Here is a 22,260-nt window from a genome sequence, read left to right on the forward strand (position 1 = left end):
AAATTAAGATGGCGAGAAATTTCAATGATTTATTTGATGCTTGGTCCGAAACGTATGATCAAACCGTTGTAGGTACTGACATAGAATATAAAGAAGTATTTGCATATTACGAACAGATTCTCGACGAGGTTGCAAAAAAATCAAAAGGGTATATAGTTGAATTTGGAGTAGGAACAGGGAATTTGACGGAGAAGTTTTTAAAAAATGGTTTTGACGTATACGGCGTTGAGCCATCGGAAGGAATGAGAAGCAGGGCAAAGGAAAAACTACCCAATGTTCCGATTGTCGAGGGTGATTTTTTGGAATTTCCTATGCCCGAAAAAAAACCGGATACAATCACAAGCACGTACGCTTTTCATCACTTGACGGATGAAGAGAAAGCGAAGGCAATTGCGCATTTCAGTGATATCCTCAACGAATCCGGGAAAATTGTGTTTGCCGATACTATTTTTATCGATGATGCTGCTAAACAAGCTATAATAAAAGAAGCTCTGCAAAACAATTATCAACGTCTTGCAGTTGATTTGCAGACAGAGTATTATACTACCATTCCAGTTTTAAAGAAAATATTTGAAGAAAACGGCTTTCAAGTCACATTCAAGCAAATGAATGCATTTGTGTGGCTGATAAATGCCGAGAAAAGGAGAGGGGATTAATGACTGAACAAAAGATGAACGTGGAGAGCTTCAATTTGGATCATACGAAAGTAAAGGCTCCTTATGTCCGTCTGGCGGGCGTAGTAGAAGGGGAAAACGGGGATATCATCCGCAAATACGACCTTCGATTCTGTCAACCGAATAAGGAGCATATGGAAATGCCTTCGATTCATTCATTGGAACATATGATGGCGGAGTTCAGCAGAAACCATTCCGATAAAATTGTTGATATCAGCCCGATGGGCTGCCAGACTGGATATTATTTATCTCTCGTCAACCATGATGATTATGAAGATGTATTAAATATCCTAGAAAAAACACTGCATGACGTATTGGTGGCAACTGAAGTTCCAGCCTGCAATGAAGTGCAATGCGGATGGGCGGCAAGCCATTCTTTGGAAGGTGCCAAAGAGCTTGCTAAGAAAATGCTGGCCAAAAGGAATGAGTGGACGGAAGTATTTGCATAGAAAAGTGATAGTGCTGATCTTCGCAGGCTGAAGTGTCTGATTATTAGGGCTAGACGAGTGCTGACGAAAGAGTGGTTTGCTTTCAGCAGCTTCCCGCTGATCATACTCAGCGGGTAACGGATGTACTATCGCTTTGCCTGCACTAGCACTTTTGATCTCCGAATACTGCGACGCTTTGTATAATATGTTGAACCACTATTATAATGGGCCACTTGCTGTTTCCAAGGACTGTAGTAATGTCCGGTAGCCATATTGAAAATTGCGGTTAAGCTCATTAAACCTATGTTTTAACTTTATTCAGCAGAAGTCTCCCACTTCTATAAGTGGTGAGATGAATGCATATTGGTATTGCATACAGTGGGGGTTCAAACCCCGGCTGAATAAAGTTAAAGCCTCCGGCGGATGCCACAGATTTTCAGAGGAAATTTATCGAGCGAAGCTCGATAAAATCTGGGCGCAAATACGCCAAGGCGCATTTGATGTGGCCGCCTCATATTTCTTATTTCAACAGTAAAAGGTCGAAGTAGAGATTTCCAAATAATAATCTTAAACAGCTTTAAATTTTTTAATTCAAACAGCAGTTTTATGATAACCGACTTTAATACCCATAGAAAAAAGCACATCCGAGTTGTATTTGAGTATTTAATACCCAAATTTCAACGAAGAGGTGCTTTTATTTTTCTTATTTTAATGGGGCAGTCCCGACTGAAGGGGCTTTTCTCAGCCTATTAATTATTCACTTTATCAAGACTAAATGATTCACTGATTTCTTGGATCAATTGCTCGGCACCTTCACGGCTTAAGACCAATTTTCCACCCGCAAAAAAGGCATTATCATCGGAAACATTGCCTGTAATATGGCAAGTCATGCTCGGTTTATATTTTTTCAGAATGATTTTTTCGTCATCTACGTAAATTTCCAGTGCGTCTTTTTCTTCAATCCCTAAAGTGCGCCTTAATTCAATAGGTATGACTACCCGTCCAAGTTCATCGACTTTTCGCACAATTCCGGTAGATTTCATACTACTTTTCCCCTCTCAAAAAAAACTTTATATCAAAAAATATGTTTTTTTACTACTTTATAATCAGATTTATCGTACCAGTCTTTCCAATTCCCGTCAATTAGAAGTTAAAAAAAATGTCAATTTTTTAGATAAAATTTCCTATGAATTCATGGTGCTAAATCGAGAAATTCTTCAAAGGACCTATTTTCGTGTTTCCTTGGTAACAGGTAAAGTTGCAGGAATCATTGATTTCACGTATATTTTTAGTGTAGAAGAGGACAAGATGCAAAGAATAGGTTTTGCATGTTATAAATGGCATCTGTTAGCGAGAGGGAGGAAATATGGTGAAGGAAAAACTCGAAACATTCTATTTGACAACCCCTATTTATTATCCGAGTGGGAATTTGCATATAGGCCATGCGTACACGACTGTAGCGGGTGATGCAATGGCGCGTTATAAGCGGATGCGCGGCTTTGATGTCATGTATTTGACCGGAACAGACGAGCACGGGCAAAAGATTCAGAAACAAGCAAATCTGGAAAATGTGACACCAAAAGAATACGTCGACAAGATTGTAAGCGGGATCCAGGAATTATGGAAGAAACTTGATATTTCCTATGATGACTTCATCCGCACAACTGAAGACCGCCATAAAGATGTTGTCCAAAAGATTTTCAAGCAGCTTGTAGATCAAGGGGATATTTATTTAGATGAATATGAAGGATATTATTGTACGCCTTGTGAATCCTTCTTTACAGAGCGGCAGCTTGAAAACGGCAACTGTCCCGACTGCGGACGTCCAGTGGAGCTTGTAAAAGAGGAGTCCTATTTCTTTAGAATGAGCAAGTATGTGGACAGACTTCTTCAATATTATGAAGACAATCCTGAATTCATCCAACCTGAATCAAGAAAAAACGAAATGATTAATAACTTCATTAAACCAGGTCTGGAAGACTTAGCGGTTTCCAGAACGACATTTGACTGGGGCATCAAGGTTCCAGGTGATCCGAAACATGTCATTTATGTTTGGATTGATGCGCTCACCAACTATATTACTGCGCTTGGTTACAGATCAGACGATGACTCCAAATATCTTAAATATTGGCCAGCGGATGTCCATATTGTTGGGAAAGAGATCGTTCGCTTCCATACTATTTATTGGCCGATTATGCTCATGGCGCTTGATCTACCGCTTCCGAAAAAGGTTTTTGCCCATGGTTGGCTGCTTATGAAAGACGGAAAAATGTCCAAATCCAAAGGAAATGTTGTCGACCCGGTTATGCTGATCGACCGCTATGGATTGGATGCAGTTCGTTATTATTTATTGAGAGAAGTGCCGTTTGGATCTGACGGTGTATTTACTCCTGAAGGGTTTGTTGAAAGAATCAATTATGATCTCGCTAATGATCTTGGAAACCTATTGAATAGAACAGTTGCGATGATCAATAAATATTTTGATGGAGAGATTCCTTCCTACGAAGGGATTGTTACACCGTTTGATCAAGACCTCCTGAATGTGAACACCGAAGCAGTAAAAAAATATGAGGAAGCAATGGAAAACATGGAATTTTCTGTTGCCCTTGCCTCCATTTGGCAGCTAATTAGCAGAACAAATAAGTATATTGATGAAACAGAGCCTTGGATTCTTGCAAAAGATGAGGAAAAACGTCATGAATTAGGCAGCGTGATGGTTCATTTGGCAGAGTCACTCAGGAGAGCAGCTATTTTACTACAGCCGTTCCTCACACAGACGCCGAAAAAGATTTTTGAACAGCTTAATATTATGGACGAGCAATTCCAAACATGGGAAAGCCTTGAAACGTTCGGCAATATCCCTTCCGAGACGAAAGTTGTATCAAAAGGAAAACCTATTTTTCCTAGACTTGAGATGGAAGAGGAAATTCAATACATCAAAGATCAAATGAAAGGTCCTGCCGCTCCAGAAAAAGAGAAAAAGCAAGAGGAAAAACCAGAGCAGACTCCTGAGATTACAATTGATGAATTCAGGAGAGTGGAATTCAGAGTAGGTCAGGTCATTGAATGTGAGCCGGTGAAGAAAGCGGACAAATTGCTTAAATTGCAGCTTGATCTAGGATATGAAAAGAGACAGGTAGTTTCGGGCATTGCAGAATTTTATAAGCCGGAAGATTTAATCGGGAAAAAATTGATAGTTGTCGCAAACCTAAAACCGGTTAAATTGCGCGGGGAACTTTCACAGGGAATGATCCTTGCGGGAGAAAAAGACGGTATCTTATCGGTTGCATCGGTAGATCAAAGTCTTCCAAACGGAGCGATTGTAAACTAACTTTAATATATATAAATTTTCAGTTAAATCTATAAATGTTGATAACATAGAGGGTATGGCGGACTAAATGCTGAGTTTAAGCCATTTCTCTATGTTCTTTTTTTGTAATCTAAATGTTAGCTTACTGTGACTTATGTTACTTTAAATTACTTTATACTCTATTGAAGGAGATTGAGCCATGTTATTTGATACACACGTCCATTTAAACGATGAACAATTTAATGAGGATCTTCAAGAAGTGATTGAACGGGCCAAGGAGGTAGGAGTCTCCCATATGGTCGTTGTCGGATTCAATAGATCTACTATAGAAAGAGCGATCAGTCTGGTAGAGGAATACAATTTCCTCTATGCTAGCATCGGATGGCATCCGGTGGATGCTATTGATATGACAGATGAAGACTTGGCTTGGATTGAAGAGTTGTCGGCTCATCCCAAAGTTGTGGCATTGGGTGAAATGGGGCTTGATTACCATTGGGATAAATCACCTCATGACATTCAACAAGAAGTTTTTCGTAGGCAAATTCGCCTGGCTAAAAAATTGAAGCTTCCGATTATCATACATAACCGTGATGCGACTAAGGATGTTATTCAAATTTTAAGGGAAGAAAATGCCGAAGACATCGGAGGTATTATGCACTGTTTTAGCGGGAGTGCAGAAACTGCCAAGGAATGCATTGAAATGAATTTCTATATTTCACTGGGCGGGCCCGTCACTTTTAAAAATGCCAAAAAGCCTAAGAGAGTAGCCGAGGAGGTTCCGCTTGATCGGATGCTGATTGAAACAGACTGCCCTTATCTTGCTCCGCATCCTTATCGGGGAAAAAGGAATGAACCGGCATATGTCAAGCTGGTTGCTGAACAGATTGCTGAGTTGAAAGAAATCAGCTTTGAGGAAGTTGCAAATAAGACAACAGAAAATGCAAAGAAACTGTTCGGTATAGATTGACTGGCTTAAACAAATAAAATTTTACTTCTTTAACATGGCTAATACCAAAGGTATCAGCTATTTGGGGAAGGAGGAGGAGTTTTTTCTTTGAGTACAGAATTGAAAAACCGAAGGAAATTAGGGTTAGTAATGGCCAGTTTTCTGGTGTTCACTGCTACCCTTATGATTTTAATTATTGAAGGAACGAAAAAGACGGTCGCCGTTACACTTAATGGTGAGCAGATTGTAGTCAAAACTCATGCGGGAACGGTTGGCGAAATGCTGGAAGAGCTTGATGTTGATGTAAAAAACACAGATTACTTATCACACGCCCCGAACTCGGTAGTTCAAGACAATCAATCTCTTATTTGGGAGCCCGCTAAGCCGGTAACACTTACGGTTGGGGATGATTCAGAGAAAGTCCTGACCACCGCAAAAACAGTGCTGCAGCTTTTAAATGAAGAAGATATAAAGCTTGGCGAACATGATAAAATCAATATATCGCCTGCAAAAAATATCATTCCTGATATGACAATTGAAATCGAAAAAGCGTTCCAAGTCGTTTTACATAACGGAAAGAACGAAGAAAAGCTATGGACCACTTCGACTACGGTCGCTGACTTTTTACAACAGCAAGATGTGGAGCTGGGAGAATTGGATCGTGTGGAACCTGGATTGGATGAAATTGTAACTCCTGACAAGTCCATTGATATCATCAGAGTAGAAAAGGTCACCGATGTAGTGGAAGAGCGGATCGATTATGATGTTGTCACGAAAGAAGACGGAAGCCTTGAAAAGGGAACAGAAAAAGTTATCCAAGAGGGCCAAGAAGGTCTAGTGAAAAAAGAGTTTGAACTAATAAAAGAAAACGAAAAAGAAGTCAAACGTACACTCGTTTCCAAAGAAAAAATGAAAGAAAGCAAAGATAAAATTGTAGCTGTCGGAACGAAAATCACAGCTGCCCCTGCTGCCGAAGAGAAAGCTTCTTCAGCAGATTCTAAAGCTTCTCAAGCTGCCAAAGCTTCAAATTCTGCACCTGAGAGCGAAGGAAAAGAAATCTACATGAATGCCACAGCTTATACAGCGGATTGTAACGGCTGTTCTGGTGTTACTTCCACCGGAATCAATTTGCGTTCTAATCCGGATGCAAAAGTAATCGCGGTGGATCCAAGCGTTATTCCACTGGGGTCCAAAGTATGGGTGGAAGGTTACGGCTATGCTGTAGCAGGAGATACTGGTGGAGCGATCAAAGGAAACAGGATCGACGTCCACGTTCAATCAGAAGGGCAGGCAAGCAGTTTCGGCAGAAAAAATGTTAAAGTACGTATCATAGACTAAGCAGAGGAGAGTCCCCTCTGCTTTTTCTTTTTTTATGTAAAGCGGGTTATAATAAGACAGTAGTAAAACTGTTTTATCGGAGGAAACATGAAGATTAAGGAAATTATCGTAGTGGAAGGAAAAGATGATACAAGCGCCATCCAGCGGGCGCTGGATGCAGATACGATCGAAACGAACGGTTCGGCCATTTCCGAAGAGACACTGGAGAAAATCAGATTGGCCCATGAAAAAAGAGGAGTCATTATTTTAACTGATCCTGATTTTCCGGGAGAAAAAATCCGCAAGACCATCATTGAGCATGTACCTGGATGCAAGCATGCTTTTATCGATAAAAAAGATGCACGCCCGAAAAATGGCCGTGGAATTGGTGTAGAGCACGCTTCTCCTGAAGTCATTCGCCTGGCTTTGAAGGATGCCCATCTCATGGTGAATACAAAAACGGAGGATATTACCAGGGAAGACTTGATCGATGCGGGATTGATTGGAGGAACAGAGGCCGCAAGCCGCAGGGGAAGACTAGGAGAGCTGTTGAAAATCGGCTATACAAATGGCAAGCAACTGCACAAACGGCTCATGATGTTTCAAATCTCCCGCCAGGAGTTTGCAGAAGCCCTTGAACACGTATTACGGGAGGAAGAACAATAATGCAAAAAGACATCGCGACACCGGTCAGGACAAAAGAGATTATGGAAAAATACGGTTTTTCTTTTAAGAAAAGCTTGGGACAGAATTTTTTAATCGATCCAAACATTTTACGGAATATAACGGAATATGCAGGCTTAACAAAAGAAACAGGTGTCATTGAAATCGGGCCAGGAATCGGGGCATTGACGGAACATTTGGCAAGGACGGCCAAAAAGGTTGTCGCTTATGAAATCGATCAGCGTCTTCTGCCAATTTTGGCAGATACACTTGCACCATACGACAATGTGAAAATCATCCATGAGGACATTTTGAAAGCGGACATCCATCAAATGATTGAAAAAGAGTTTGCTGAGGTAAAAGAAATCATGGTGGTGGCCAATCTCCCTTATTATGTAACAACGCCGATTATTTTAAAGTTGCTTGAAGAGAAGCTGCCTATACGAGGAATCGTCGTCATGCTGCAAAAGGAAGTGGGAGACCGCATTGCAGCGAAGCCAGGAACGAAGGAGTACGGCTCTCTTTCGATTGCCATTCAATATTACACCACGGCAGAGACCGTAATGATCGTTCCGAAATCAGTCTTTGTTCCGCAACCTAATGTAGACTCTGCGGTCATTCGGATGCTGCTGAGAGAGCGCCCCGCTGTGTCTGTGAAAGACGAGCGTTTTTTCTTTCACATTACCAAAATGTCATTTGCCCAGCGAAGAAAAACGCTGATGAACAATTTAACGAGTGGTCTGCCTGATGGGAAGAAGAGAAAATCAGATATTGCCAGTGCCCTTGAACTTGCCGGAATAGAGCCGTCAAGGCGGGGGGAAACCTTATCAATGGATGAATTTGCTGCGCTGAGCGAAGCGCTCTATCCCTTGTTTAGCGACTAGAATGAACAGACACAATGAGCAGGCAAACAGCATAGCCTATGACAGATAGATAAATAGCGCTGTTTATTGGAGTTGACGACCGTGATATCAATAAATACGATTGTCGGCCGCTTGTCTCACCAATGTGATCTTTTATTTCGAGTCATCGACATTCAGGAGATTGACGGTCAAACAACAGCAATACTATACGGGGAAGATTACCGCCTTATCGCTAATGCGCCTATCGAAGACCTTGTCCCTTTTACAGAAGAAGAACAGTTGACCAGGTCTTCAAAAGTCCGAACCCTTGAGGAGCAGTCCTGGGAGTTATTTCAGCAGGACCTTGATCTTGTAAGATCCCAACTGGAATACACAGCCACCGAAGGATATAAGAGGGAATATAATTACTTTCAGATGCCCGGCCGCGTTCTTCATCTGGATGGAGATCCGAACTATTTAAAAAGATGCTTAGAGCTTTATTCGAAAATTGGAGTTGCAGTTAAGGGGGTACACTGCAACGAAAAAGAAATGTATAAGCATATCCCTTCACTGATTGATTCGTATCGGCCGGATATTCTCGTCATTACAGGGCATGATGCCTATTCAAAAGCAAAAGGGAAAAAAATAGATTTAAATGCCTACCGTCATTCAAAATACTTTGTTGAAGCCGTGAGGGAAGCGCGGAAGAAAGTCCCGCATCTTGATCAGCTTGTCATTTTTGCTGGTGCCTGCCAATCTCATTTTGAATCCCTTATATTTGCAGGAGCAAATTTCGCAAGTTCACCCCAGCGAGTCAATATCCATGCATTGGATCCTGTTTACATCGTTTCAAAGATTAGTTTTACACCTTTTACAGAAAGGATCAATGTATGGGATGTTCTCCGGAATACACTGACAGGGCAAAAGGGATTGGGAGGGCTAGAAACAAAGGGAGTACTCAGGCACGGGATGCCTTATAGGCCGCTTAGCGAAGATGAGTAGTATTTAGTGTCAGCATTGGGATATTCGCCAATGCTTTTTTTTTCGAAAGAATTTATTTGAGGACTGATTTCGACAGTGTCATAGGCTCCTAAGCCGCACTACTTAAGCTTTTCTAAAGTCAATACATATTATCCTTTTAGTGAGATATACTACTATTGTTGGAAAAAGGGGCTTCTTGTAGAAAGAAAATGATTGACAAATATGAGCATTCATTGATAAAATAATTTATTTATTTGACGTTTATTCAACCGCGTGTTATAATGAAAAACAGTGAGGTGGAGCGAAAAAATGCCGAAAACATTAGCGAGCATTAAAAAATCCCTTGATTCAAATTTGGGCAAGAGATTAATGTTAAAAGCCAATGGAGGACGTAGGAAAACGATCGAACGTTCCGGTGTATTGGCAGAAACATATCCATCAGTTTTTGTAGTTGAATTGGATCAGGACGAAAATGCATTTGAACGGGTGTCTTACAGTTATGCAGATGTTCTGACCGAAACGGTTGAACTTACTTTTTACGATGAAACATCAGGAAATATAGCAATAGGGCAGCAGTAAACCAATTAGGTTTACTGCTGTTTTTATTTGTGTGGCCGACGTGGGATAAAACTTGTTGGTGAAAGTGCACTGCTGGCTTGACAGTAAGAGTTGTTAACTAATGGAGCTTACCGATAGACTGGGTATTCCTGTGACGTGTCATCCATCTTTCCGACGAGAGATCTAAATTTTCTTCTTGAAAACTTTCTTATGTTTGCCAGACTGAAGGGTTTTTGCCTTTCTTGGATATTCGCTTTTGTTCCTGCACAAAATACAAGAGCGGATGTAAAGGGGGAAATGGCTTTGGGAAGAAGAAGAGGAATCATGTCGGATCAATTGAAAGTCGAGTTGGCAAAAGAGTTGGGCTTTTATGATGTCGTCCAGAAAGAAGGATGGGGCGGTATTAGGGCTAGGGATGCAGGAAACATGGTAAAGCGTGCAATTGAAATAGCAGAACGTCAGCTCAGCCAAACGGACAGTCGTGAAGGATGATTACTTTAAGCCTAAAGACACTGAACAAATACCATCCGCAAGAGCCGAGGCGAACAAAAGCCTTGGCTTTTCTAATTCTTTTTCCCCCTCTTGGAGTTCGTGAATTGTTCGTGGTAAAATGAACATTATGTGAGGAATTGAGACGAACATAGGTGCCTAGGATCATTTTTTCCTTTTTAAAAAAAGGAGGAACCGGAGGCCTCTGTTACTCAGTTAAGTGAAGTAGGTGAGTGTGAATGAAGCTTTTGGTAAAGGCACCGGCAAAAATCAATTTATCTTTGGATGTCCTAGGAAAGCGGGAAGATGGTTATCATGAGGTAGAGATGGTCATGACGACGATTGATCTAGCAGACCGGTTGGAATTGACCGAAATCAGTGAAGACTATGTGGGCATCCTTTCCCGTAATCGTTTTGTGCCAGCCGACGAACGAAATCTAGCCTATCAAGCGGCTAGACTTTTAAAAGAAAGATATCAAATAAACAAAGGCGTAGAAATATCTATAAATAAAATCATTCCGGTCGCTGCCGGTTTGGCAGGGGGCAGCAGTGACGCCGCAGCAACATTAAGGGGTTTGAACGAACTGTGGGACCTCGGATTGACATTGGATGAACTTGCCGAGCTAGGAGCGGAAATTGGATCGGATGTTTCTTTTTGCGTGTATGGCGGAACGGCATTGGCTAAAGGAAGAGGAGAAAAAGTGACAAAGCTTCCTGCACCCCCGGCCTGCTGGGTGGTCCTGGCGAAGCCAGCCATTGGAGTGTCCACTTCCGAAATATACCGAAACCTGGATGTCAGCAGTATTCGGCATCCACATACGACGGGGATGATCCAGGCTCTAGAGAACAATGATTACGAAGGTGTATGCGAGAATATGGCAAATGCCTTGGAGAGTGTCACTCTTCATATGTATCCGGAAGTTTTACACATTAAAAAGCAAATGGAAAGGTTCGGAGCCGATGCTGTGCTCATGAGCGGCAGCGGGCCTACCGTATTTGGCCTGGTACGCCATGATTCCAGACTGCAACGAATATATAATGGCCTTCGAGGGTTTTGTGACCAGGTATTTGCGGTCAGGATGCTGGGGATGTAGAGCGTGGAAGCTTGAAAAGCTTCTGACGGATAAGGAAGTGTGAGCAGAGCTAGCGAATGTTGAAGCAGGTATTATTAGCCTTCAACAGCGGCATCCTGCTTTTTGCTCCACAACATCTTTATAGTATTAGCTAGATGACAGGACCACATCGTGCGCTATATTCTGTGTGGTTTCGTCAAGATTCAGCATTTCCTGCACAGTGAAGGCGCTAGGGTGCTCTGGCTGTTTAGACCGATAGTCGAGAGTGAGAGACAATCAAAAAAGTAGGGCGCCTACCACGCTTAAGATCAAGGCAAGAGCAAAGGAAGGAACTTTGCAAAACTTATAGTCATGCGAAAAACGAAATAAATGTGAGAAAATCAATTTTTATTGTGCGAATGCCATTTTGATGAGTATCCCAGCTTGTTTTATTTAAAATTTTTCTTCTTGCGCTTGCCTAAAAACGTACAATTGTGTATATTTTCTTTAATAATATTCGCGTTACGTTGCACGGGAGGTTACATAATGAAGTTTCGCCGTAGCGAGCGGCTCGTTGATATGACGCATTATTTGATGAATCATCCTCGGGAGCTTGTTTCCTTAACATGGTTCGCCCAGCGGTACCAGTCAGCTAAGTCCTCCATAAGCGAGGATTTGGTGATCATTAATGATATATTTAAGCACCAGGGCATCGGTATACTACAGACGGTTCCGGGCGCTGCAGGCGGTGTCAAATACTTTCCGATGGTCAAGAAAGAACAGGCGACTGAATTTGTGGATAGTCTATGCCATTTAATTGCCGACCCAGAACGTTTATTGCCCGGAGGTTACCTGTATATGGCCGACCTTATGGGTGATCCGAAAATATTGAATGAAGTGGGAAGGTATCTAGCTGCAGCGGTAGCGGGCAAAAAAGTGGATGTCATTATGACAGTTGCTACGAAAGGAATTCCGATTGCCCAGGCTGTGTCTTCTTTTTTAAATGTTCCATTCGTAATTGTCAGACGGGATACGAAGGTGACGGAGGGACCGACGGTGACGATTAATTATGTCTCTGGTTCTTCCAAAAGGATTCAAACGATGGTCTTGTCAAAAAGGAGCCTGAAAGAAGGAGCAAATGTCCTGATTGTCGATGATTTCATGAAGGCCGGTGGAACCATTAACGGCATGGTCAATCTTTTGGACGAATTCCAAGCTTCCGTAGCTGGTATCGCTGTATTGGTAGAATCTGAATATGAGGAAGAAAGATTGGTTGAGGATTATATTTCCTTGGTCAAGTTGACGGATGTAAACACAAAAGAAAAACAAATCAATGTCGTCCAAGGCAATTATTTTTCTAAAATGACCAATTTTTTATAGAAAGGACTGTTGTATATGCGTAAAGTAGAAACGAACCAGGCACCTGCTGCCATCGGACCGTACTCACAGGGAATCATTGTCAATAATATGTTCTACAGCTCTGGTCAAATTCCATTGACACCAGAGGGGGATCTTGTCGGAGAGACTGTCGAGGAACAGGCACACCAAGTTTTCCGTAATGTCCAAGGGGTATTGGAAGCAGCCGGGGCATCATTAGAGACCGTTGTTAAAACGACTCTATTTATTAAAAATATGGATGATTTCAGTACAATCAATGAGATTTATGCCCAATATTTTTCTGAGCATAAGCCAGCTCGCTCCTGTGTAGAGGTAGCAAGGCTGCCAAAAGACGTTCTCTTAGAGATGGAAGTTATTGCTTTAGTAAAATAAAAATGAATCGCCGTATAGAAAGCGGCGATTCCATTTGAATCTTTAAGTAAGCGCTTCAATGTGTTTTTCTAGAAAAGTATCATGTTGCAAATGACAGCGCTTGCGTTTTTCTAGTAATATGAAAGATTCTAAAAAATTTATTTAATTAAAGAAGGAGAATCCTAAAGTTTGTTGAATACATAGATATAGTATTTATTTAGAGCGAGAAGGTGGTGAACACAATGGAAGTAACTGATGTAAGACTGCGCCGTGTTAATACGGAAGGCAGAATGAGAGCGATTGCCTCAATTACCCTTGATGATGAATTTGTTGTTCACGATATTCGTGTGATTGACGGAAACAACGGGCTCTTTGTAGCTATGCCAAGCAAGCGCACTCCTGATGGAGAATTCAGGGATATCGCCCATCCGATCAATTCGAACACCAGAAATAAAATTCAGGATGTCGTTTTAGCAGAATACCAGCGTTTGGGTGAAATAGAAGAACCGGAATTAGAAGAAGCCGGCGCTTCCTAATTATATAAAAAAGCATCGGGAGCCTACCTTTGGAGTATGGCTCTTTTTCATTGTGGCCAATTTAAAGCGATTATTTACTTCTCATTTGAGACTGATAAATTTGCCTTTTCATTATAACAAGCCTCGTCCAAGATGTTCCAGTAACCTCGGCGCCGCAGGACGTCGCATTTTAAGACGACTAACGCTTTTGATCTTTCCTTGAAAAAAACCGAATTTTAAGCTATATTCATAATGGAAAAAAATTATTGGGGGACCTTTTATGATAAATAGATTCGCTGTAATATTGGCAGCGGGGCAAGGCACCAGAATGAAGTCCAAGCTATATAAAGTTCTTCATCCGGTTTGCGGTAAACCGATGGTAGAACACGTGGTGGATCATATTTCACAGCTCGAAGTGAACCATGTCGTAACGGTTGTGGGATACGGTGCGGAAATGGTCAAAGAGCGTCTGCAGGGAAAAAGTGATTTTGTGATTCAGGAGGAACAACTGGGAACAGCGCACGCGGTAATGCAAGCGAAGGATGCGTTAGGCGATAAAAGAGGCACAACGCTGATCATTTGCGGAGACACGCCGCTGATTACGGTAGAGACGATGTCCGCTTTGATGAAGCAGCATGAAGAAACCGGAGCAAAAGCGACGGTACTAACAGCTCATGCCGAAGATCCAACTGGTTATGGAAGAATCATTCGCAATGCAGATGGCGATGTTGCAAAAATTGTCGAGCATAAGGATGCAAATGAGGAAGAATTGAAGGTCAAAGAAATTAATACAGGTACATATTGCTTCGATAATGAAGCCCTGTTTGAGGCCCTTGACAATGTATCCAATGAAAATGCTCAAGGCGAATACTATCTTCCTGACGTGATAGAAATATTAAAGGCGAAAAACGAGCTTGTGACTGCCTATAGTACGGAGGACTTTGAGGAGACCCTTGGAGTAAACGACCGAATTGCGCTTGCTGAAGCTGAAAGAATCATGAGAGCCCGCATTAACAAAAAACATATGAAAAATGGTGTAACCATTATCGATCCAGCCAATACTTACATTGATACAGATGTGGTCATTGGAAGTGATACTGTTATTTTACCTGGAACAGTCATTCAGGGAGCGTCAAAGATAGGTGAAGGCTGTGAAATAGGTCCAAACTCTGAAATAAACAATTGTGAAATTTCTCACAATACTTTTGTACAGCAGTCGGTCCTTTCTGACAGTTCTATCGGAAGCAATGTCAAAATCGGTCCGTTTGCCCACATCCGCCCTGATTCGGACATACAGGATGAAGTAAAAATAGGGAACTTTGTTGAAATTAAAAAGACTTATTTCGGAAAAGGAAGCAAAGCTTCGCATTTAAGTTATATCGGAGATGCAGAGGTAGGAAGAAATGTGAACATTGGCTGCGGCTCGATTACTGTCAATTATGATGGAAGAAATAAGTTTTTGACTAAAATAGATGATGATGTATTCGTGGGCTGTAACTCAAATCTGGTGGCGCCGGTCACAGTAAATGAAGGGGCCTATATTGCTGCAGGCTCTACGATTACTGATGATGTTCCGGAATCAGCACTGGCAATTGCACGTGCGCGTCAAGTCAATAAAGAAAACTATGTAGAAAAGCTAAAATCTAATAAATAAAATGGAGGCTCCTCATGTCGAACCAATATCTTGACCCTACATTGAAAGTTTTTTCTTTAAATTCCAATCGTACCCTATCAGAGGAAATTGCAGAGGAAATTGGATTAGAGCTTGGTAAATGTACGGTCAGCCAATTTAGCGATGGAGAAATTCAAATCAATATCGAAGAAAGCATTCGTGGGTGCGATGTCTATGTCATCCAATCAACAAGTAAACCAGTAAATAAAAACTTGATGGAGCTTCTCATCATGATTGACGCTTTGAAACGTGCGTCCGCAAAAACAATTAATATTGTCATGCCTTATTATGGCTATGCACGCCAGGACCGGAAAGCTCGCGCAAGGGAGCCGATCACTTCTAAACTTGTTGCCAACCTAATAGAAACCGCTGGTGCAACTCGTGTCATCACGCTTGATTTGCATGCACCGCAAATTCAGGGCTTCTTTGATGTTCCGATTGACCATTTGATGGGTGTTCCAATTTTGGCTGATTATTTTAAAGAGAGAGAAATGGTAAATGGTGATCTTGTAATCGTATCTCCTGACCACGGAGGAGTTACACGTGCGAGAAGACTCGCAGACCGCTTGAAAGCTCCAATTGCTATCATTGACAAGCGCCGCCCACGTCCAAATGTTGCGGAAGTCATGAATATCGTAGGTAATGTAGAAGGAAAAACGGCCATCTTGATTGACGATATCATCGACACAGCTGGAACGATTACTTTGGCGGTCAATGCGCTGAAAGAAGCAGGGGCAAAAGAGGTGTATGCTTGCTGCACACACCCCGTTCTCTCCGGCCCGGCCATTGAGCGCATCCAAAATTCAGACTTGAAGGAACTGGTAGTAACCAACTCCATTCCGTTGCCTGAAGAAAAGAAAATCGACAAGATTAAAGAACTTTCTGTAGCTACGCTAATTGGCGAGGCTATCATCCGAATTCATGAAAATAAATCTGTAAGTACTTTATTTGACTAAAACGATCACTTAATATGAGCATAACAAGCCAATTGCTTTTTTGCCTTTGAAGCGATTGGCTTGTACTCTTAAGCTGATGGGTGGAGCTTGGATATTTGATAGAATAAACGTTATTTTCTGGTCTGAGACTCCATGGTTTATTCTTGGTCACTAACTTGAACGTTTATTTCATCCATTCGACGCCAACAATTTGCAACTCTATTTTTTCATAAAAATTTAGAAAATTGATTTTCTTCCCGCCTAGAGGTTTAACTTAATGTATGTTAAGGTATATATATGGATAGTGTACTTTTGACAACATTATGTTAGGAGAAGGTGCTAAATGGTTAATGTATTGAAGGCAAAAGAAAGGACAAGCGATCGACATTCCCAGATTAGGGAGTTGAGGGAGCAGGGAGGTATTCCGGCAATTGTTTATGGCTATAAGACGGAAAATACCCCTATTTCCATCAACAATGCGGAATTTACGAAAACGATGCGTGAGGTGGGCCGAAACGGCGTTATTAGCCTCGATGTTGAAGGAAAAAAGCTAAATGTCGTCTTGCATGAATACCAGGAAGACCCTATCAAAAAAGAAGTAATCCATGCCGACTTTTTAGCCGTTGATATGTCCCAGGAGATCGAAGCGAATGTCCGCGTCGAATTATCTGAAGATGCAGAAGGGGTAAGAAACGGAGGGGTACTTCAACAAATCCTCCATGAAGTTGTTGTTACAGCAAAGCCGGATGAAATTCCAGAAGTCATCAGTGTTGATATTTCCGGGCTTGGAATTGGTGAAACAATTTCTATCGCTGAAATCCGCGGAAATTATTCAATCACGATCAACCACGAGGATGATGAACCGATTGCTACGATTCTGGCTCCAAGAGTGGAAGAACCGGCGGAAGAAGGTGCTGAACCGGCAGGAGAAGCAGCCGATTCAGAAACGGAAGAAGCCTAAATTATACGAAATACAGGCGCAACCAAAGCGGTTGCGCTTTTCCCCGCTTGTGTAAAACACAAGTACTTGAAAGGCAAGGATCTGGTTTAACTTCATTCAGCAGAAATCTCCCACTCCTATAAGTGGTGAGATGAATGCCTATTGGTATTCCATTCAGTGGGGGTTCAAACCCCGGCTGAATAAAGTTAAAGCCTCCGGCGGACGCCACAGATTTTCAGAGGAAATTTATCGAGCTTAAGCTCGATAAAATCTGGGCGCAAATACGCCAAGGCGCATTTGATATTCATTCGGATCCGTTGCCTTATAAGTTTGTCCGTCAAATGGACAGTCATTTAGTATAAAAAAACGTCTGCCGAAAATGTTTGGGGTGTATGGGATGAAGTTGATAGTTGGACTGGGTAACCCTGGTTCTCGTTATGAAAAAACAAGGCATAATATTGGATTTGAAGTTATCGATGAGTTGGCTTCCCGTAATGGAGTTAAACTAAATGAATCAAAGTTTAACGGTTTGTACGCTAATATTCACACAAATGGTGAAAAAGCCATATTATTAAAACCACTAACATATATGAATTTATCAGGGGAAAGTATTCGTCCGCTGGCGGATTATTACAAGATACCTGTTGAAAATATACTTGTCATTTATGATGATCTTGATTTGCCGGTCGGAAAAATTAGGCTGAGGCAAAAAGGTAGTGCTGGTGGCCATAATGGCATGAAATCAACCATCCAGCATTTGGGTACACCGGAGTTCAACCGGATCAGGATCGGAATTAATCGGCCTCCGGAAGGGATGAAGGTTCCCGATTATGTATTAGGAAGGTTCTCTAGTGATGAGTGGGATAACATGCAATCCGTCATTCAAATATGTGCGGATGCATGTGAAGAGTGGATGGAAAAGTCATTTCTTGAGGTAATGAACAGATTTAACTCCAATGGATGAATAACTTCTGGCACAGGCGTTCATACTAAAAATGAAATTTGCCTTGCCAAGGAGTGATTGGTATGACTGTCCATTACTTTTGCCGCCATTGTTCGGCAAAGTTAGGTTCTATTGAAAATCATATACTACAATCCCATCAATTGGGTTTACACAAACTAACGGAAGAAGAGAGACAGGAAATGGTCACATATCAAACGGACGGAGACCTTCATATTCAGGTAATATGTGAGGATTGCCACGAGGCTTTCTCACGCAATCCTGATTTGCACCAATATGATCATCTGATCCATTAAAAGCTTTGGCATTGCCCAAAGCATTTTTCCGTTTCGATATTTGTTCTATTTTCTGGAAAGAGGAGAAAGTCATGCATGGTTTACGAGATTTGATTGTACAGCAAAGTGAACTACAGTCAGTGATTGCAGGAGTTAAGGAAGGCATACGCGAACAGCTTGTGGCAGGTCTTTCAGGGTCGGTGCGAGCTTTGTTGATAGCGGCGGCTGCAAAAGAAACAAACAAATCACTCATTGTTGTTACACATAACTTACTTCAAGCACAAAAACTTTATGAAGACCTTACACAATTGGTTGATGAGAATCAATTGTTTTTATACCCTGCAAATGAGCTGATTGCATCCGAACTCGGTGTAGCGAGCCCGGAGCTCAGATCACAGCGGATTGAGACATTGAATCATATGGTGTCTGGCCGTCAGGGTGTTTTTGTCGTGCCGATGGCTGGGCTTAGAAAAAAACTGCCGCCTGCTGATGCTTGGAGAAAACTGCAGCTCCATATTGAAGTCGGTTCTGAGTTGGATTTAGAGAAGGAACTGCCATTGCTGGTACAAATGGGTTATAACCGGGCAGATATGGTCAGTGCTCCGGGGGAATTCAGCATCAGAGGCGGGATTTTGGATATTTACCCACTGACTGAGGATGACCCTGTTAGGATTGAGCTCTTTGATGTAGAAGTCGATTCCATCCGGACGTTTTCCATTGAGGATCAGCGTTCAAAAGAGAAGCTGTCACATGTTGTGATCGGACCAGCTACGGAGTCTCCTGTTGATGCGGGGAAGCTCTCTCATGCGGCGGATAAGCTCGAAAAAAGTCTGGCTAATTCACTAAAAAAGGTAAAAAAAGATATAACCAAAGAACAATTGATGCAAAATATCAAAGCTGATATCGAGCAGATGAGAAATGGGCAAAAACCTGAACAATTTTTCAAATATATGCAATTGGCCTATGATCCTGCTGCAAGTTTGCTAGACTATGTTTCTCGCGACGCCCTTTTGATATTGGATGAGTTGAGCCGAATTCAGGAAATGAATGAACGCCTTGAAAAAGAAGAAGCGGAATGGTTCATGTCTGTCCTGGAACATGGGGAGATTACCCATGACATGGAGATTGCTCACTCCTTGAACGAACTGTTGGCTAATTCTCCACTACCAAGGATTTATTTATCATTATTTTTGCGGCATATTCCGAATACGAGCCCGCAAAATATTGCAAATGTGCCGTGTAAGCTCATGCAAAATTTCCACGGACAGATGCATTTGCTTTCAGCAGAGGTAGAGCGTTGGAGAAAAAATGGCATGTCTGTCGTTTTTCTTGCGCCTGATGAAGAGCGGAGCCAAAAAATGCAGTCTGTTTTGCGAGATTATGGGATGGAAGCCGCCATTGTGGAGGAACCCGAGAAATTTGCCGGTACCCAAATTATCAATGGCACATTGAATACGGGCTTTGAGCTTCCGTCGTTAAAATTGGCGGTGGTAACTGAGGAAGAGGTTTTCAATAAGAAAACTAGGAAAATGAAACGTCGGCAAAAACTGTCTAATGCCGAGCGCATCAAAAGCTATTCCGAATTGAATATTGGTGATTATGTGGTCCATGTCAATCATGGTATTGGTAAGTATTTGGGCATAGAAACCCTGGAATTAAAAGGCGTCCATAAAGATTACTTGCATATTTCCTACCAGGGGAACGATACCTTGTACGTGCCGGTAGACCAGATTGAGTTAGTCCAAAAATATGTCGGTTCAGAAGGCAAAGAACCGAAAATGTACAAACTGGGCGGCAATGACTGGAAACGGGTTAAGAAAAGAGTCGAGTCGTCGGTCAAAGATATCGCAGATGAACTGATAAAACTATACGCCGAGCGAGAATCGACAAAAGGGTATGCCTTTTCTCCTGACAGTGATATGCAGCGGGAGTTTGAATTGTCTTTCCCTTATCAGGAAACAGATGACCAGTTAAGATCTATTACCGAGATTAAACGGGATATGGAAAGGGAACGCCCGATGGATCGGCTGCTTTGCGGAGACGTTGGCTACGGAAAAACAGAAGTTGCCATCCGAGCAGCTTTCAAAGCAATTATGGATGGAAAGCAAGTGGCTATTCTTGTTCCGACTACGATCTTGGCTCAACAGCATTTTGAAACAATCAAAGAAAGGTTTAACGATCACCCTATCAATATTAGCCTGCTGAGCCGTTTCAGGACGAAAAAGCAGCAGACAGAAACCTCCAAAGGTTTGAAAAACGGGACGATTGATCTTGTCATCGGTACCCATCGACTTTTATCAAAAGACATTAAATTTGCAGATTTGGGCCTTCTAATTGTGGATGAAGAACAGCGCTTTGGTGTGACTCACAAGGAAAAAATCAAGCAGTTGAAAACCAATGTGGATGTGCTGACTTTGACTGCGACCCCTATCCCGCGGACACTTCATATGTCCATGCTCGGAGTACGGGATCTGTCCGTCATTGAAACACCACCGGAAAATCGTTTTCCTGTTCAGACATATGTGATGGAGTATAATGGGATTTTTGTAAAAGAAGCGATTGAACGCGAGCTAGCCCGCGATGGACAGGTATATTTCCTTTATAACCGTGTGGAAGACATTGAAAGGAAAGCGGAGGAAATTTCTATGCTTGTACCTGATGCACGCGTTGCCTATGCTCATGGACAAATGGGAGAATCGGAGCTTGAATCTGTCATTCTAAGCTTTTTGGACGGAGAATTTGATGTGCTTGTCACGACGACAATTATCGAAACAGGTGTGGATATACCGAGTGTTAACACATTAATCGTCCATGATGCGGACCGCATGGGGCTCTCCCAGCTGTATCAGCTAAGAGGACGGGTCGGTCGTTCCAACCGGGTAGCCTATGCTTATTTCACGTACCGCAAAGATAAAGTTTTGACCGAAATTGCGGAAAAAAGACTCCAGGCCATTAAAGAATTTACTGAACTTGGATCAGGTTTTAAAATTGCCATGCGAGATTTATCCATACGGGGCGCAGGTAACCTGCTTGGAGCTCAACAGCATGGGTTCATTGATTCTGTCGGATTTGATTTATACTCCCAAATGCTGAAAGAGGCGATCGAACAGCGTAAGGGAGACGCTTCTTCTGATATTGCCCCATCCTTTGAAGTGGAATTAGATTTAGATGCTTATATTCCAGATGCCTATATTTCTGACAGCCAGCAGAAAATTGAAATGTATAAGCGATTCCGCAATGTAGAATCATTGGAAGAAGTGGATGAGCTCAAGGAAGAAATGATCGACCGCTTTGGCGATTATCCGGAGCAAGTGGGATATTTATTTTCAGTTGCCGAAATGAAAGTACATGCTCGTTTCAGCAAGCTTGAGTCAATCAAACAGTCCAAAGGCGAGATCGTGATTTATTTCTCGGAGGAAGGCACGAATGAGATTGATGGAAGAAAAGTATTCCAAGTAACGAACGCGCATGGCCGGATTGTGGGTCTTGGTATGGAGGGCAGCCGATTGAAAATAACCTTGCAAATTAGCCGTCTGGCGACAGATGAATGGTTGTCCATTGTCATGGATATCGTTAAAGAACTGACTACAGCCAAAAAGACGGAAGCGACTGTTTAGGGATTGGGCGCATTGTTACTATATGGTTGAGCGAAGCATCAAGGATTTACCCGAACCCGATTGTTTGCCGACAGGAATGGCGTTATATAAAACGGTCTTAATATTAGGAGGCTCCATAACCACCTGCCAAAATTAGGCACTCATTTCATCAGAAAAAGCTAAAAAAAGAAATTTGACCCAAAAATGAACAGTTTATGAATAGAACCTATTTTTTTGAAAGATACTATTTCCAACAACGCAAGGCAATGAATTGAAAAAGAAGTTCTTGCAGGAAAGTGAAAAGGGATTTCTTATTAATAGGCTCCCTTATGTTCAATTTTGGATATTCCGGAAATC

Annotated in this window: 22 protein-coding genes; 21 read left to right on the top strand and 1 reads right to left on the bottom strand. The window is 42.0% G+C overall.

The genetic code is table 11. From position 1 onward, the window contains the following. The first annotated feature begins 8 nt into the window (after positions 1-8). The 3 genes from D5F11_RS21090 (at position 9) to D5F11_RS21100 (ending at position 1,637) form a co-directional block, all read left to right on the top strand. Positions 9-656 carry a class I SAM-dependent DNA methyltransferase gene (locus tag D5F11_RS21090; protein ID WP_120118089.1) on the top strand — a complete coding sequence of 216 codons (648 nt, stop codon included), beginning with the start codon at positions 9-11 and terminating at the stop codon, positions 654-656. Then, positions 656-1,123, top strand: a complete 468-nt coding sequence (locus D5F11_RS21095; protein WP_120118090.1) for an S-ribosylhomocysteine lyase — start codon at positions 656-658, stop codon at positions 1,121-1,123. The genes D5F11_RS21090 and D5F11_RS21095 overlap by 1 nt, the downstream gene beginning before the upstream one ends. Before the next feature lie 331 nt (positions 1,124-1,454). Then, complete coding sequence (locus D5F11_RS21100) at positions 1,455-1,637, top strand: hypothetical protein (protein WP_120118091.1); 183 nt, start codon at positions 1,455-1,457, stop codon at positions 1,635-1,637. A gap of 214 nt (positions 1,638-1,851) precedes the next feature. On the opposite strand, the gene D5F11_RS21105 is transcribed toward D5F11_RS21100, so the two are convergent. Further along, on the bottom strand, positions 1,852-2,145 hold the full coding sequence (locus tag D5F11_RS21105) for an AbrB/MazE/SpoVT family DNA-binding domain-containing protein (protein ID WP_120118092.1): 294 nt from the start codon (positions 2,143-2,145) through the stop codon (positions 1,852-1,854). A gap of 326 nt (positions 2,146-2,471) precedes the next feature. Between D5F11_RS21105 and metG the strand changes: the two genes are divergently transcribed. The 18 genes from metG (at position 2,472) to mfd (ending at position 21,924) form a co-directional block, all read left to right on the top strand. Next, positions 2,472-4,433, top strand: coding sequence for a methionine--tRNA ligase (gene metG / locus D5F11_RS21110; RefSeq protein WP_120118130.1), 1,962 nt, complete (start codon positions 2,472-2,474; stop codon positions 4,431-4,433). A 178-nt stretch (positions 4,434-4,611) separates the two neighbouring features. Next, the gene (locus tag D5F11_RS21115) at positions 4,612-5,379 is read left to right on the top strand and encodes a TatD family hydrolase (protein ID WP_120118093.1); all 768 of its coding nucleotides are present in this window, start codon (positions 4,612-4,614) and stop codon (positions 5,377-5,379) included. Positions 5,380-5,466: 87 nt separating this feature from the next. Beyond that, entirely contained in the window at positions 5,467-6,696 is a 1,230-nt protein-coding gene (locus D5F11_RS21120; RefSeq protein WP_120118094.1) for a resuscitation-promoting factor, read from the top strand. A gap of 87 nt (positions 6,697-6,783) precedes the next feature. After that, a complete protein-coding gene (gene rnmV / locus D5F11_RS21125) occupies positions 6,784-7,341 on the top strand; it encodes a ribonuclease M5 (RefSeq protein ID WP_120118095.1) in 558 nt (185 codons plus the stop codon). Continuing rightward, positions 7,341-8,222 carry a 16S rRNA (adenine(1518)-N(6)/adenine(1519)-N(6))-dimethyltransferase RsmA gene (rsmA, locus tag D5F11_RS21130; RefSeq protein ID WP_120118096.1) on the top strand — a complete coding sequence of 294 codons (882 nt, stop codon included), beginning with the start codon at positions 7,341-7,343 and terminating at the stop codon, positions 8,220-8,222. The genes rnmV and rsmA overlap by 1 nt, the downstream gene beginning before the upstream one ends. 84 nt (positions 8,223-8,306) lie before the next feature. Continuing rightward, complete coding sequence (yabG, locus tag D5F11_RS21135) at positions 8,307-9,182, top strand: sporulation peptidase YabG (protein ID WP_120118131.1); 876 nt, start codon at positions 8,307-8,309, stop codon at positions 9,180-9,182. 288 nt (positions 9,183-9,470) lie between these two features. Beyond that, the gene (gene veg / locus D5F11_RS21140; protein WP_018708554.1) at positions 9,471-9,740 is read left to right on the top strand and encodes a biofilm formation stimulator Veg; all 270 of its coding nucleotides are present in this window, start codon (positions 9,471-9,473) and stop codon (positions 9,738-9,740) included. A gap of 282 nt (positions 9,741-10,022) precedes the next feature. Beyond that, positions 10,023-10,211 carry a small, acid-soluble spore protein, alpha/beta type gene (locus D5F11_RS21145; RefSeq protein WP_120118132.1) on the top strand — a complete coding sequence of 63 codons (189 nt, stop codon included), beginning with the start codon at positions 10,023-10,025 and terminating at the stop codon, positions 10,209-10,211. Positions 10,212-10,447: 236 nt separating this feature from the next. After that, positions 10,448-11,302: a 4-(cytidine 5'-diphospho)-2-C-methyl-D-erythritol kinase gene (gene ispE / locus D5F11_RS21150; RefSeq protein ID WP_120118097.1), complete on the top strand. Its 855-nt coding sequence runs from the start codon at positions 10,448-10,450 to the stop codon at positions 11,300-11,302. 504 nt (positions 11,303-11,806) lie between these two features. After that, complete coding sequence (gene purR / locus D5F11_RS21155; protein ID WP_120118098.1) at positions 11,807-12,640, top strand: pur operon repressor; 834 nt, start codon at positions 11,807-11,809, stop codon at positions 12,638-12,640. Positions 12,641-12,655: 15 nt separating this feature from the next. After that, entirely contained in the window at positions 12,656-13,030 is a 375-nt protein-coding gene (locus D5F11_RS21160) for a RidA family protein (protein WP_120118099.1), read from the top strand. 221 nt (positions 13,031-13,251) lie between these two features. After that, positions 13,252-13,545 (top strand): septation regulator SpoVG, encoded by a 294-nt coding sequence (gene spoVG / locus D5F11_RS21165; protein ID WP_120118100.1) that lies wholly within the window; start codon positions 13,252-13,254, stop codon positions 13,543-13,545. 259 nt (positions 13,546-13,804) lie between these two features. Then, positions 13,805-15,178, top strand: coding sequence for a bifunctional UDP-N-acetylglucosamine diphosphorylase/glucosamine-1-phosphate N-acetyltransferase GlmU (glmU, locus tag D5F11_RS21170; protein ID WP_120118101.1), 1,374 nt, complete (start codon positions 13,805-13,807; stop codon positions 15,176-15,178). Between the two features lie 14 nt (positions 15,179-15,192). Then, a complete protein-coding gene (locus tag D5F11_RS21175) occupies positions 15,193-16,152 on the top strand; it encodes a ribose-phosphate diphosphokinase (RefSeq protein ID WP_120118102.1) in 960 nt (319 codons plus the stop codon). 322 nt (positions 16,153-16,474) lie between these two features. Further along, positions 16,475-17,092 (top strand): 50S ribosomal protein L25/general stress protein Ctc, encoded by a 618-nt coding sequence (locus D5F11_RS21180; protein ID WP_120118103.1) that lies wholly within the window; start codon positions 16,475-16,477, stop codon positions 17,090-17,092. 376 nt (positions 17,093-17,468) lie between these two features. Next, positions 17,469-18,035, top strand: coding sequence for an aminoacyl-tRNA hydrolase (gene pth / locus D5F11_RS21185; protein ID WP_120118104.1), 567 nt, complete (start codon positions 17,469-17,471; stop codon positions 18,033-18,035). A 62-nt stretch (positions 18,036-18,097) separates the two neighbouring features. After that, positions 18,098-18,328 carry an anti-sigma-F factor Fin gene (gene fin, locus D5F11_RS21190; RefSeq protein WP_120118105.1) on the top strand — a complete coding sequence of 77 codons (231 nt, stop codon included), beginning with the start codon at positions 18,098-18,100 and terminating at the stop codon, positions 18,326-18,328. A 71-nt stretch (positions 18,329-18,399) separates the two neighbouring features. After that, positions 18,400-21,924, top strand: coding sequence for a transcription-repair coupling factor (mfd, locus tag D5F11_RS21195; protein WP_120118106.1), 3,525 nt, complete (start codon positions 18,400-18,402; stop codon positions 21,922-21,924). Positions 21,925-22,260: the final 336 nt, after the last annotated feature.

The sequence above is a fragment of the Siminovitchia terrae genome (genome assembly GCF_003605405.2).
Taxonomy (GTDB): domain Bacteria; phylum Bacillota; class Bacilli; order Bacillales; family Bacillaceae_C; genus Siminovitchia; species Siminovitchia terrae.